Genomic DNA, 12,638 nt, shown 5'->3' with positions numbered 1-12,638 from the left:
CATGCTCGATACCGAGATCCGCGAGTACATCGCCTACCTGAGCATCGAGCGCGGCAGCTCGCCGTTGACCGTTTCGGCCTACGAGCGGGATTTGAAGCGGTACGCAGCGTTTCTCGAAGCGCAGGGGATAGCATCGCTCGAACGCATCGACCGCGATGCGGTGCTTGCGTACGAGGCGGAGCTCGTCGCCTCCGGGCTCGCGCCCTCGACCATCGAACGGCGGGTGTCGGCGATTAAGGGTTTCCACCGCTTTCTCGTGCGCGAGAACATCGCGGCGAAAAACCCCACCGATTCCCTTCGCTTACCCAAGGTTCCCGAAACGCTTCCCGATGTGCTTTCGGTCGAACAGGTGGAGCGGATGCTGTCGCAGCCGTTCGACGACAGCGCAACGGGCCTGCGCGATCGGGCGATCCTCGAGGTTCTGTATGGTTGCGGGTTGCGCGTGAGCGAGCTCACGGGGCTCGATCTGGGGAGCCTTCTGCTCGATGAGGGGTTCGTGCGCGTGGTCGGCAAGGGGTCCAAGGAGCGCATCGCCCCCATTGCGGGGGCGGCCGAAACGGCGCTTCGAGCGTATCTTGACCGAGGTCGCGCCGAGCTTGCGAAACCCTATGCCAAGCCGACCTCCGCGGTGTTCCTCAACGCCCGGGGCGGGAGGCTTACGCGGCAGAGCGCGCATGCGATCGTTGCGCGGGCGGGCCTTTCCATCGGGGTCGAGAACCTCCATCCCCATACGCTTCGCCATTCGTTTGCCACGCACCTGCTCGGCGGGGGAGCGGATTTGCGCGTTATCCAGGAGATACTCGGCCACTCCGACATTTCGACGACGCAGATATACACCCATGTCGATCGCGCCCACATCCACGACGAGTACATCAGCGCGCATCCCCGCGCTCGGTGCAGGGAATAGGGGGTAGGGGCGCTTTCGGGCGAGCGCGCGTGCGCATTACGGATGCGCCGCGCTGTCCGCTCCTTCGCTTGCGCCTCGCATCCCGCGACGCGCACGCCTTCCGCGAAGGCTGCGAGCTCGCGGCTTCTCGGCGTCCTGCTCTCGCACGGATCGTTTCTTGCCCGCGCAACGTTTCGGCAGGCGGCTTCCCGTTCGCGCAACGTTTCGGCGACCGTAATCTGTCCCTTTCTACACAGCTTCCCTAATCGGAGCCGTGCGCGGCCGATCCTAGTGTATTATTCCATAGCATATCTGCACGGACGGAGACGGCAAGCGTGAAGTTCAGCATACAGAAGCTCATGATGGGCCTTGTGATCGTCATTGTTTTGGTGTTCGTTCTGCTGCGCGGCGATCAGCTGGTAGAACTGGTCGAAACCATGAAGAAAGGCGCGATCGTCCCGCTTATCGCGGCGATCCTCACGCAGCTGTGCAAGTACTTCGCCCAAAGCTTCGCGTATTCGTATTCGTTCTCGGCGGTCGAAGAGAAGATGGATCCGCGGGAAACGCTCCCGCTCGTGTTCGGCACGTTCTTCATGAATACGATCGCCCCCTCGCTCAACATGGCGGGTGCAACGCTCGTCGTAGACGACGCGCATCGCCGCGGCATACCGGCCGGCAAAGCTACCTCGGCGGCGCTGCTCATGCAGATGTCGATCGAGTCGGGATTCATGACCATTATGATCATCGGGTTTATCATTCTCGAGTTCACCGGTCAGCTCGATCCGCTGTGGTTTCTGCTCGGGCTCGTGGTTGTGCTGCTCGTAGTTGTCATGGGATCGATCATGGTGCTCGGGCACAAGAAGCCCGCGCTGCTGATGCGCCTGTTGCGTCCCGTTGAGCGGCTGGTTAACCGCGTACGTGCGCGGCTTAAGAAAGAGCCGCTCAAGCCTTGGATCGAAAGCGCCGTGACCTCGTTCGGCGATGCTGCCGTGCTCATCGTGAAGAACCCCAAGACCACCGCCAAAGCGTTCGGGTGCTCGATTCTTGCGAGCACCTGCGAGCTTGCGTGCTTCTGCTTGGTGGGCGTCGCATTCGACGTGTACAACCCCCAAGCGCTCATCTGCGGATACGTTGTCGCTACGCTGTTCGCCATGATCTCGATCACGCCTCAGGGCGTCGGCGTCGTCGAGGCGGCCGTGCTCGTGCTGTTCACCTCCTACGGCGTGAGCGGCGCGTCGGGTATGGCCATCGCCCTCGTGTACCGCGGTCTCGTGTTCTGGATGCCGTTCCTTATCGGCGCCATCCTCATCCAGCGCACGAAATCGTTCAGGCGCGACAAGGGGGAGAAGAGCGGCAGGAAAGGCGGGAAGCGCGCTTCGGAAAATCCTCCCATCGAGGGTACGACCCTCGATGCCAAGCGCCTCGAAAAGGGCGACATGCGGGGCGTTCCGGCGATTCCGCTATCCAGACCCTCCGGCGGCGACGAGCCCACCGACGGCTCGACGCCGGGCGGTACAGGGGATCCGATGGCGTTCGCCCCCGTGCCCCCGCGCGATGCCTCCCGCCGGGCCGTCGATGCGCCGCCGAACTCGAACCAACCCGACTAAGCGCAAGCATCCCGCGAAAGCCGTCTTCGGGTCGGCTGTTGGCATCGTCTGCCGCTCTTCAGCATGTCGGCCAGCCATAGTTTTGATCTTGCTTTCGGTTTTGACCTCGTATCCGGTTGCTTGTCTCCCGATGTCGGAGCAGCCGCGTCGTCTTCCGGTCGCTTCTTCGCCACATGTCCGCCAACCGCCTCCGTGCGAGGTTTTGCCGCCTGTTGTGAAAAATCCTGTTGGTGTTTTCGCAGGTCGGTATCTTTTATATCTGGGTTGATCGCGAAAAATCCTCGCACGGAGGCGGTTGGCGGACATTGCTTCGCCGGACTTGCTGGAATCAAAGGGATGGGCGGGGCCTGCGAGCGCAGGCCGGCTGGTACGGATACGCGGATGACGCGCAAACCTTACGGATCTGAGACTCGAACCTTACCCGTTTCAAACACTATGTAAATTCAAAATACCAGATCAAATATCGAAAACGGCCCCTTTAGAAAAGGAGTTGCGTGATACCCTATGCGCATGGAAATCGTTATCTCGCATCAGTCGGCTCTTGAATTCTGGCGCTCGGGGCAAGAGCACGTTTTGCTGCAGCCCGGCGGTTTTTGCGATTGGGGTGCGGCGATCTTTGGCGAGCGCGGCTTGCGGGCTGCCGTAGTGGAGGAAGCGTGCGGGCGAGAGCTCGGTTTTCTTTCGAGCCCCCTCCATCTTCTTGTGCGCGATGCGGGCGAGCGGAGCAGGACGCGCCGTGTCGTATGCCACGTTCTACCGCAGAATTTGCCGCGCAAATCATTCGTCGAAATCGGGAAGGGCGTGTACGTTTGCCGGCCCGAGCTTGTATTTGTGCAGATTGCGAAAACCGAAACGCTTCCGAATGCGGTACTCATAGGACTCGAAATGTGCGGAGCGTTCCGTATGCCCGAAGGCGGGCGGGATGTCTCTTTCCAGAAGGTGCCGTTGACGACGAGGGCTGCATTGTCTGCATATATCGAAGCTTGTGTCGGAATACGCGGTGCGGGGAAAGCGAACCAGGCGATCCTCTACATTGCCGACGGTTCGGAATCGCCAATGGAAGCGAAGCTCACGATTATCCTCTGCTTTCCTGTTCGCCTTGGCGGGTACGGGCTTCCGATGCCCGTACTGAACCGGGCGATACCGACTACCCCTGCGATCAGGAAAGCGACGGGGCGGTCGAGCTTTCGATGCGACCTGCTGTGGCCCGATGCCGGTGTTGCGGTGGAGTACGATGGCAAGGAGCACGATCGGCGTGTTGCGAGCGATGCCATCCGACGTACCGCATTGGCGGAAATGGGTATCGATGCGAGCACGGTGGTCACGATGGAGCACATGAGAAGCGAGGCGCAGCTCGATCTTGTCGTGAAGCGGCTGAGCAGGCTCCTTGGCATCCGGAAGAAGCCGACGATGCGCGACTGGTCGGCCGAGCGCCACGCTCTCCGTGCGGCTCTCGGTTTGGCCTGAACGGCGATAAGCGCCTGCAGCCGCCCGGGCATTGGGCGCGGCTCGTGTTCGAGTGCGGCCCGCGCCTGGTGCGAACGGCCTCGATGGGTGGATGCCCGGAGGCGTCCGGTGCCTGCTCGCTCACGGAGCAGGCCACCCGCCCGCCCGCTTACTTACGCGCAAGCTATCTGATTGCCCGTCCGCCTACCTGCGACGTAAGCTACCTGTCCATCTACGGCGTAGGTTACCTGTCCGCCAACCGCCTCCGTGCGAGGATTTTTTGCAGGATCTCTCGGGTCTTTTAGCAGCGAACAGGCATTATGCCGACGGAGGCGACTCTGTGGGATCCCGAAACCTCGCACGGAGGCGGTTGGCGGACAGGGAGCGTGATGGGGGCTTGCAGCCTTGGGCGGGCGCATGCATGCATCGACGGGTCCGACTGCCGACAGGCCCGACCGCCGATGGGTCACCTCCCGCCCGCACCCGCACCCCGCACCCCGCACCCCGCACACACCCGCGCCTCCCGCCCGCACCCGCACCCGCACCCGCACCCACCTTCTCCCACCCGCCGCACCTGTCCGCGCACCGTTGCCCGTCCTGCCCGCCTGCGGTCGCATCGGGTAAGGGATCCCTGCCGTTCGCGGTGCTGTTCGGGTCGCTTCCATCCACGTTTTGCGCACATCTTCGGGTTGCCTCAAGCGCGCGTTTCGGATTCGTTACCCACGTCTTCCCACTTTGTCCCCACCTACATCTGGTATCCGGGAGCAACCGTGATGCTACATGTGGCGTGACTCCTGCACCCACGGTGCCGGAGGCGGTGTAAAGCGGTGTGCCTAGGGGGTCTGATTAGGGAGATATTCCCGTATTTTGTTGCGAAGTGGGGCAAAGTGGGATAGAATACCACCCATCGGAAAACACGCGAGCGAAAGGCAAGGAGGATACATGACGGATCTCGTTGGCGAGTTTCGGCACAAGCTGGACGCCAAAGGCCGTCTGTCACTCCCTTCTGATTTTCGCAAAGTGCTACCGATGAACTTGAAGATCACGCTCTCTCCGAAGAACGACAGCTTGTACGTGTTCGATTCAGACGGCTTCAGCGCGTGGGTGGCATCTCTTTTCAACAAAGACGGGGGATTCCAGCCGAGCAACTCCAAGCATGTGAACATGCGCAAGGTGCTCAACTCGCGTGCGAAGAACGTCGAGCTCGACGCCTCCGGCCGGATCGGCATCTCCGCCGATCTGCGCAACGCCGCAGGCCTTGGCAAGGACGTCGTTTTGGTGGGGGATACTGACCACTTCGAGATTTGGGACGCAAAGCGTTGGGACGACTTCTGCAACAGCGTGGATCTTTCTTCGCTGTTCGACGAAGACTAGTTTTCAGACGTGAGCGCTATGACAAACGAATATCGGCATACACCGGTCCTGCTCGCCGAGTGCCTCGAATACTTACACCTTAAAACACAGCACATATTCGTGGACGCAACGCTCGGCGGTGCAGGGCATTCACTCGAAGCAGCCCGTTTGCTCGGGCCGGATTCGACTCTGATCGGCATCGATCAGGATGCGGTGGCGAGAGCCGCTGCGGGGAAGCGCCTCAGGGCACTTCCCGACGACATCCGGCCGAACATCGAGTTATTGGCGGGTAACTTCGGCGATATGGATGAGCTCCTCGTATCTGCGGAGATACCGGGGGTCGATGCGTTCCTCTTCGACCTCGGCGTATCTTCGGTGCAGATCGACACGCCTTCTCGTGGCTTCTCCTTCAAGGAGGACGGCCCACTTGATATGCGGATGAATCCGGGTAACGACACTCTAAACGCAGCAGAGATCGTCAACACCTACAACGCAGCAGATCTCACTCGGATCATCCGTAGCTACTCAGACGAGAAGTGGGCGAGTCGCATTGCGGAGTTCATCGTAAAGGCGCGCCAGGACGCGAGGATCGAAACGAGCGCACAGCTCGTCGAGATCATCAAGGCCGCCATTCCGGCTTCGGCCAGGCGCGCTGGAGGCCATCCGGCGAAACGCACGTTCCAGGCGCTGCGCATCGAGGTCAACTCCGAGTTGTCCGTGCTGCGCGAGGGCCTTGAGGCGGCGGTTCGTTGGTTGAATCCGGGAGGTCGGCTGGTCGTCATCAGCTACCATTCGCTCGAAGACCGCATCGTGAAGGATGTCATCGCGAGCTATGCGAACCGATGCACCTGCCCCCCAGACCTTCCGGTCTGCGTGTGCGGGAAAAAGCCGATACTCAAATCCGTCACGCGCAAGCCCGTTTTGCCGACCGAAGAAGAAGTCGAGCGCAACCCGCGCGCACGAAGCGCCAAGCTGAGGGTCGCCGAGAAGCTCTAGATCCGTGCCGGATCAGCCGATCGAGCGGTACCGCCCTCAAACTCGGGCTTGAGAGTCGCCTCGACGAACAATGGAAAAGAGAAGCATCAGACCACCTGAAACACAGCTGAAACGGAAGGAGGAGTGGTTATGGGCGCAGCTCCTGCATACCGGTATCCCGAGCGGATGCCCGAACGATCTCCGAAAGTCCGTGTTGTTCCAGGGGGGAGGCCCCAGAGCCGCCCCGATTCGATCCCGTCGTCGGTCATTTTTCTCGCCAAGGTGCTCGCCGCCGTTCTCGTCGTGTTCGCTTTGCTGGGCTTCGTCCGCATCGGCCTCGCGTCGGCTACGGTTACGACGGCCTTGTCCGCCGATGAGCTTTCGACCAATATAGATTCCGCGCGCTCCGAGGGCAACGAGCTCGAAGTGCGTCAAAGCTACCTTTCCAACCCCGCGAACGTCAAACAGGAGGCGGCTTCGAAGCTTGGCATGTCCGAGCCCGAGCAGACGCTTACCATAACGCTTGGAACAGATGTCGTTGCGACCGACGCGGACGGCAACCTCTCGCTCGCTTCGAGCGTCGAGGCCGCATCGGCCCAGGCGGCGGCAGCGCAAGGCTAGCCTTATGGCCGACAAGCGGGGACACAGGTCATCCGGCTCGCGCCGATCGGGTTCGGGCCGTACCGCACCGCGCAGTTCGAGTGCGAACTTCATCGGCAGCGATGCGCTGGCGGACGGGTCGAACCGTGCGGCCGTCGCCATCGCTGTCTTTGCGGTAATCGCCCTCGTGTTCGTCGGTCGTCTCGTGTATCTGCAGGTCATCAAATCGAGCGAGTACTCGGCAATGGCCCAGGAATCCCGTACCGCCAACATCGAAACATCGCCGCGCCGCGGCACCATCTACGATCGCAACGGCTACGTGCTCGCCACGAGCGTCGACGCGACGACCATCTATGCGAACCCCTACGAGGTCACCGATGCCAAAGGGGAGGCTAAGGAGCTCGCGGAGATACTCGGCGGCGAAGCAGCGGATTATGAGGCGCTGCTCACCAAGGACGACATCTCGTTCGTCTACATCAAACGCAAGGCCGACGTCGAGGTAGCCGATCGGGTGAAGGAGCTCAAGCTCGCTGGCATCTACTTTTTGTCCGATACGAAACGCGAGTACCCGTACGGCCAGATCGGCGGCCAGGTCATCGGTACCGTTAACATCGACGGGGAGGGCCTCACGGGTCTCGAGCTGCAGTACGACGATGTGCTTTCGGGCACGGGCGGCAAGCTCGTGGTGGAGCGCGGTCGCGACGGCACGCCCATACCGGGCGGCGTCAAAGAGGAGGTTGCCGCAGTCGACGGGCAGGACATTATCATCTCGCTCGACATCAGCTTGCAGGAAAAGGTCGAAGAGAGCCTGACCCAAGGCGTTAAGGACGTCAACGGCGAGAGCGGCAACGCCATCGTCATGGATGCAGGCACTGGCGAGATATACGCCGCAGCATCGCTTCCGCTTTACGACCCGAACGATCTTTCGACCATCGTCGACGGATCCGAAACGCAGGCGAAATCGATCACGCAGATATTCGAGCCGGGTTCGATCTTCAAGACCGTATCGACTATGGCCATTCTCGAGAACGGCGTGATGGGCCCCGAAGACGAGATATTCTGTCCGGCGGTCATCGAGGCCGACGAATACCAGGTGTCGGATGCGCACGAGCGTGGCGACGAGACCATGACCTTGCGCCAGATCCTCGATAACTCGTCGAACGTCGGCATATCGCTGTCGGTCGAGAAGCTCGGATTCACGGAGCTGTACAACAAGATCGTCAAATACAACCTCAACGAACTTACGGGCGTCGATTACCCGGGCGAGGGCTTGGGATCGCTTCTGCCTCGCGAGCAGTGGGCTAAGATCACGGGCTACAACATCAGCTTCGGTCAGGGCGTTTCGGTTACGCCGTTGCAGATGGTGCGCTTCTACGGTGCGCTCATCAACGACGGCGTCGAGGTGACGCCCCATTTCCTTGTCGAAAAGCCCCTGTCCGACGAGACGCCTGCCTACGCCACCGAGGACGTCGTCGACAACAAGGAAGCCATCCCCACTATCACGAGCATGCTCGAGACCGTGGTCTCGTCGGGTACGGGCACCGGGGCGCAGATCGAGGGGTACCGTGTTGCCGGCAAGACCTCGACGGCCGAGATCGCCGAGGAGGGCGTGTACAAGAAGGACGTCTACAACCTGTGCTTTACGGGCTTTCTGCCCGATTCGAGTTCTCAATTGGTTTGTTTTGTGGGCGCAAACGAGGTTCCAGGAGGCGGAAACGTCAGCTCGGTTTTTAAGGATATAATGGCTTTTGCGATTGACCGCTACAAGATAATGCCGAACTAGAGGGAACGTCATGGGTAAGACTTGCAAAGAGCTGTTCGCAGGGATCGACTGCACCATCATCGGAAACGAAAACGAGATGGTCGAGGGAATCGCCTACCGGAGCGATCGGGTCGGCTCCCACGATGCCTTTTTCTGCATCGTCGGCCTCGTGACCGACGGGCACTCGTTCGCCCAGGATGCGATCGACCATGGGGCGAAGGTGCTTGTCGTCGAGCGCAAGGTGTACCTTGCCGACGCGACCGACATCACCGAGGTCGTAGTGAAGGATACCCGCAAGGCCATGGCGGCTGCATCGGCGAACTTCTACGATCATCCGTCGAAGAGCCTGTCGCTCGTGGGCATCACCGGCACGAACGGCAAGACTACGACGACCTATCTCGTCGAGCACATTGCGCACGTTGCCGGCAGGCGCACGGGCGTCATCGGCACGGTGGGCGTGCATATCGGCCAGAAGCTCGAGAAGAGCGAGCACACGACGCCCGAGTCGCCCGATCTGCAGCGGTTGTTCGCGCGCATGCGCGACGAGCGCGTCGATGTGGTGGCGATGGAGGTGAGTTCGCACGCGCTCGACCTCGAACGCACCTGGGGCACCAAGTTCGCCGTGACGGCGTTCTCGAACCTCACGCAGGACCACCTCGACTACCACAAGACGTTCGAGGCCTACTTCGAGGCGAAGGCGCGCCTGTTCTCGCGCGACTATCCCGCCAAGCGCGTCATCTGCATCGACGACAAATACGGCAAAGAGCTGCTGCGCCGCTGCTCGGTTGCCGAAGACAGCGTCATTACGACGGGGTTCGATCCGTCGGCTCAGATCAGACCCGTCTCGGTAACCTACGAGACCACCCATACCTCCATCGTGCTCGACGTTCGGGGGACCAAATACGCCTTCGATTACCCGCTCGTCGGCAAATTCAACGTCGAGAACATCATGTGCGCGTTCGGCATCGGCATCCAGCTGGGCTACCCGGCTGCTGCGATCGTCGAGGCGCTCTCCGAGGCCCCGCAGATCCCCGGCCGCTTGCAGCGCGTCAACGGCGCAGGCGAGGATTTGGATATATCCGTATACGTGGATTACGCCCATACGCCCGACGCCCTCGAGAAGGCCATCGCTTCGATCAAAGCGCTCACGAAAGGCCGCACGCTCGTGGTGTTCGGTTGCGGCGGCGACCGCGATTCGAGCAAGCGACCCATTATGGGCCGCGCGGCCCTTACCGCCGATTTCGCCGTGGTGACGTCCGATAACCCGCGTCACGAAGATCCGATCGCCATCATCGACGACATCCTTCCGGGTATGACGGCCGGCGCCGATCGCTACGAGGTCGAACCGGATCGCAGGCGCGCCATCGCGCGGGCGATCGGGTTGGCCCGTCCGGGCGATTCGATCCTCATCGCGGGCAAGGGGCACGAGGATTACCAATTGGTGGGCGACGAGGTCCTTTCATTCGACGACCGCATCGTTGCGGCCGAAGAACTCGACCGGGCTTCGAGCTAGGCGGACGCTGAAACATGCGGCTCAACTCCAAACAAATCTGCGAATACACCGGCGGGCGCGTGCTCGTCGAGCCGATCGATGCGAGCAAACTCGCATGCGGAATAACCTGGGATTCACGCACGGTCGAGCTCGACGACCTGTACGTGGCGCTTCCCGGAGAAAAGGTCGACGGACACGATTTCGTGGCCGCAGCGCTCAGGGCCGGTGCGGCTGCGGCGCTCGTGCAGGAGGCGCCCGACGAGGCGACCCGCCTGCTCGCGAGCGAAATGGGTGCAGCGGTGATCGAGGTCAGCAGCACGTTTGCCGCAGTCACCGATCTCGCGCGCGCATGGCGGGGCTATCTGCGCGGCCACATCGTGGGCCTGACGGGATCGACGGGCAAGACCACCACGAAGAACCTCGTGCGCGACGTGGTCGCCGCTTCGTTCTCGGTCGCCGCCACCCAAGGCAACCAGAACAACGAGCTCGGCGTGCCCAAAACGCTGCTATCCGCCGACCCCGAAACCGAGGTCGTGGTCGTGGAGATGGGCATGCGCGGCCTTGGCCAGATAGCCGAGCTCTGCGAGTTCGTGAAGCCCGACATGGGCCTTATCACCAACATCGGCGAAAGCCACATCGAACTTCTGGGCAGCCGCGAGAACATCGCCCGCGCCAAAGCCGAGCTGATCGAGGCGCTTCCGTCGGGAACGGGATGCGCGTTTCTCAACGCGAGCGACGAGTTCACTCCGTTCGTGCTCGAATGCGCTGAAGCGCAAGCCCGCTCGCTCGGGGTCTGGCGCTACGACGGTTCCGCGGCGGAAGCGGATGAGACGGCCGACGCCTATGCGACCGACGTACGCCTTGACGATGAGGGAAGACCGCGTTTTACGCTGCACGTTGCCGGCGAAGAGGCGGCGTGCGAACTCAACCTGCGCGGGCTGCACAACGTGCACAATGCGTGCGCTGCAGCGAGCGTGGGCGCGCGTCTCGGCATGGATGCGGCAACGATCGCTTCGGCGCTTGCTGCGGCTCAGCCTGAGGCGGGCAGGCAGCACGTGATCAGAGCACGGGCCGGCTTCACCATCGTCGACGATGCGTACAACGCCAATCCCGATTCGATGCGGGCGTCGCTTGCGATGTTCTCTTCTCTGGCTACGTCGGGAAAACGTGTCGCCGTTTTGGGCGATATGGGCGAACTCGGCGATTACGCCGTAGCCTGCCACGAAGGCGTCGGCCGCGCCGCCGCCGCTTCGGGGCTTGATTACCTTGTGTGCATCGGCGAGCTTTCCGCCCACATCGCGCGCGCTGCGCGTGAGGCGGGCATGGACGCCGATACCGTATTCGAAACCGATTCCATACCCGGCGTGCTCGGGGAGTTGGACAACCTGCTCGAGCCGGGAGACACGGTGCTTGTCAAAGCGTCGCACTTCATGGGTCTCGAGCGCGTTGTCGGGGGGCTTGTGAACTGATATGTTTTCGATTTTCGCACAATATCCGACGTTTCTCGTGTTCCTCGCGATCGTGATCGCGATCGTGGTGACCATCGTGCTCATGCCCGTATGGATCCGCTTTCTCAAGTCGAGTCATATCGGCCAGCAGGTGCGCGCTGACGGGCCTGAAAGCCATCTGGTGAAGCAGGGCACGCCCACTATGGGCGGCGTCATCATGCTCGTGGCGGTTGTCGTGGCGGCCATTCTCGTGGGCAAGCCCACGCCCGAAACCTACGTGCTTTTGGGGGCCACCGTTCTCACCGGCTTTTTGGGGCTCGTCGACGATGGCTCGAAGGTCGTGAAGGAGCGCTCGCTCGGCCTTACGCCCAAGGCGAAGCTCGTCGGCCAATTCGCTATCGCAACGGCGTTCTGCCTCGTGGCGGTTAACCTGCTCGGCGTGGCGCCGACGGTCGAGATCCCGTTTGTCTACACGTTCGATTTCGGCATCCTCACCACGGTTCTGCCCATCGGCGACGGGATAGCGATCCCGTGGCTCTATGTCATATTCGTGAACATCCTGCTCGTGGGCATGTGCAACGCGGTGAATCTCACCGACGGTCTGGACGGTCTCGCATCGGGTACCGTCATGATCGTCATGATCGTCATGGCCGCCATCGCGTACCGCTCCGATCTGCTCGAACCCGCCATCTTCGCTGCAGCGCTCGCCGGCGCCTGCATCGGCTTTCTGTGGTTCAACTCTCATCCGGCCGACATCTTCATGGGCGACACCGGATCGCTCGCGCTCGGCATGGCGCTCGGCTGCTTGGCCGTGGTGACCAAGACCGAATTCGTTTCGCTCATCATCGGCGGCCTGTTCGTCGCCGAGGCCGTATCGGTTATGATCCAGGTCTTCTACTACAAGAAGACCAAGAAGCGCTTCTTCCTCATGGCTCCCTTGCACCACCATTTCGAGAAGAAGGGGTGGAGCGAAACCAAGGTGGTCGTGCGGTTCTGGATCATCTCGGGCGTGCTCGCCGCGTTCGGCTTCTCCATCTACTTCGCCCAATCGCTTGTGGGGGTGATCTAG

10 protein-coding genes are annotated in these 12,638 nt (G+C 61.6%); all 10 read left to right on the top strand.

Going from position 1 to position 12,638, the window contains the following annotated elements:
• The first annotated feature begins 1 nt into the window (after position 1).
• The 10 genes from xerD to mraY all read left to right on the top strand — a co-directional run bounded on the left by xerD (position 2) and on the right by mraY (position 12,638).
• Positions 2–907 (top strand): site-specific tyrosine recombinase XerD, encoded by a 906-nt coding sequence (gene xerD, locus MWL89_RS10320; protein ID WP_244385955.1) that lies wholly within the window; start codon positions 2–4, stop codon positions 905–907.
• Between the two features lie 314 nt (positions 908–1,221).
• Positions 1,222–2,493: a lysylphosphatidylglycerol synthase transmembrane domain-containing protein gene (locus MWL89_RS10315; protein WP_244385954.1), complete on the top strand. Its 1,272-nt coding sequence runs from the start codon at positions 1,222–1,224 to the stop codon at positions 2,491–2,493.
• Between the two features lie 504 nt (positions 2,494–2,997).
• On the top strand, positions 2,998–3,960 hold the full coding sequence (locus MWL89_RS10310; protein ID WP_244385953.1) for a hypothetical protein: 963 nt from the start codon (positions 2,998–3,000) through the stop codon (positions 3,958–3,960).
• A gap of 921 nt (positions 3,961–4,881) precedes the next feature.
• Positions 4,882–5,313 carry a division/cell wall cluster transcriptional repressor MraZ gene (locus tag MWL89_RS10305; RefSeq protein WP_102377777.1) on the top strand — a complete coding sequence of 144 codons (432 nt, stop codon included), beginning with the start codon at positions 4,882–4,884 and terminating at the stop codon, positions 5,311–5,313.
• Positions 5,314–5,331: 18 nt separating this feature from the next.
• Positions 5,332–6,288 (top strand): 16S rRNA (cytosine(1402)-N(4))-methyltransferase RsmH, encoded by a 957-nt coding sequence (gene rsmH / locus MWL89_RS10300; protein ID WP_102377778.1) that lies wholly within the window; start codon positions 5,332–5,334, stop codon positions 6,286–6,288.
• Between the two features lie 129 nt (positions 6,289–6,417).
• Positions 6,418–6,888: an FtsB/FtsL family cell division protein gene (locus MWL89_RS10295; protein WP_102377779.1), complete on the top strand. Its 471-nt coding sequence runs from the start codon at positions 6,418–6,420 to the stop codon at positions 6,886–6,888.
• Between the two features lie 4 nt (positions 6,889–6,892).
• Positions 6,893–8,650 (top strand): peptidoglycan D,D-transpeptidase FtsI family protein, encoded by a 1,758-nt coding sequence (locus MWL89_RS10290; protein ID WP_244385952.1) that lies wholly within the window; start codon positions 6,893–6,895, stop codon positions 8,648–8,650.
• Between the two features lie 10 nt (positions 8,651–8,660).
• Positions 8,661–10,142: a UDP-N-acetylmuramoyl-L-alanyl-D-glutamate--2,6-diaminopimelate ligase gene (locus tag MWL89_RS10285; RefSeq protein ID WP_244385951.1), complete on the top strand. Its 1,482-nt coding sequence runs from the start codon at positions 8,661–8,663 to the stop codon at positions 10,140–10,142.
• Between the two features lie 14 nt (positions 10,143–10,156).
• Complete coding sequence (locus tag MWL89_RS10280) at positions 10,157–11,590, top strand: UDP-N-acetylmuramoyl-tripeptide--D-alanyl-D-alanine ligase (protein ID WP_244385950.1); 1,434 nt, start codon at positions 10,157–10,159, stop codon at positions 11,588–11,590.
• A 1-nt stretch (position 11,591) separates the two neighbouring features.
• Positions 11,592–12,638, top strand: coding sequence for a phospho-N-acetylmuramoyl-pentapeptide-transferase (gene mraY, locus MWL89_RS10275; protein WP_244385949.1), 1,047 nt, complete (start codon positions 11,592–11,594; stop codon positions 12,636–12,638).

Source organism: Raoultibacter timonensis (genome assembly GCF_022845715.1).
GTDB lineage: Bacteria > Actinomycetota > Coriobacteriia > Coriobacteriales > Eggerthellaceae > Raoultibacter > Raoultibacter timonensis.
This window is presented reverse-complemented; position numbering and strand designations above follow the sequence as displayed.

Coding starts and splice junctions, on each gene's coding strand:
- MWL89_RS10285 (WP_244385951.1), top strand. CDS start 8,661: ATGGGTAAGACTTGCAAAGAGCTGTTCGCAGGGATCGACTGCACCATC.
- MWL89_RS10305 (WP_102377777.1), top strand. CDS start 4,882: ATGACGGATCTCGTTGGCGAGTTTCGGCACAAGCTGGACGCCAAAGGC.
- mraY (WP_244385949.1), top strand. CDS start 11,592: ATGTTTTCGATTTTCGCACAATATCCGACGTTTCTCGTGTTCCTCGCG.
- MWL89_RS10295 (WP_102377779.1), top strand. CDS start 6,418: ATGGGCGCAGCTCCTGCATACCGGTATCCCGAGCGGATGCCCGAACGA.
- MWL89_RS10290 (WP_244385952.1), top strand. CDS start 6,893: ATGGCCGACAAGCGGGGACACAGGTCATCCGGCTCGCGCCGATCGGGT.
- xerD (WP_244385955.1), top strand. CDS start 2: ATGCTCGATACCGAGATCCGCGAGTACATCGCCTACCTGAGCATCGAG.
- MWL89_RS10280 (WP_244385950.1), top strand. CDS start 10,157: ATGCGGCTCAACTCCAAACAAATCTGCGAATACACCGGCGGGCGCGTG.
- MWL89_RS10310 (WP_244385953.1), top strand. CDS start 2,998: ATGCGCATGGAAATCGTTATCTCGCATCAGTCGGCTCTTGAATTCTGG.
- rsmH (WP_102377778.1), top strand. CDS start 5,332: ATGACAAACGAATATCGGCATACACCGGTCCTGCTCGCCGAGTGCCTC.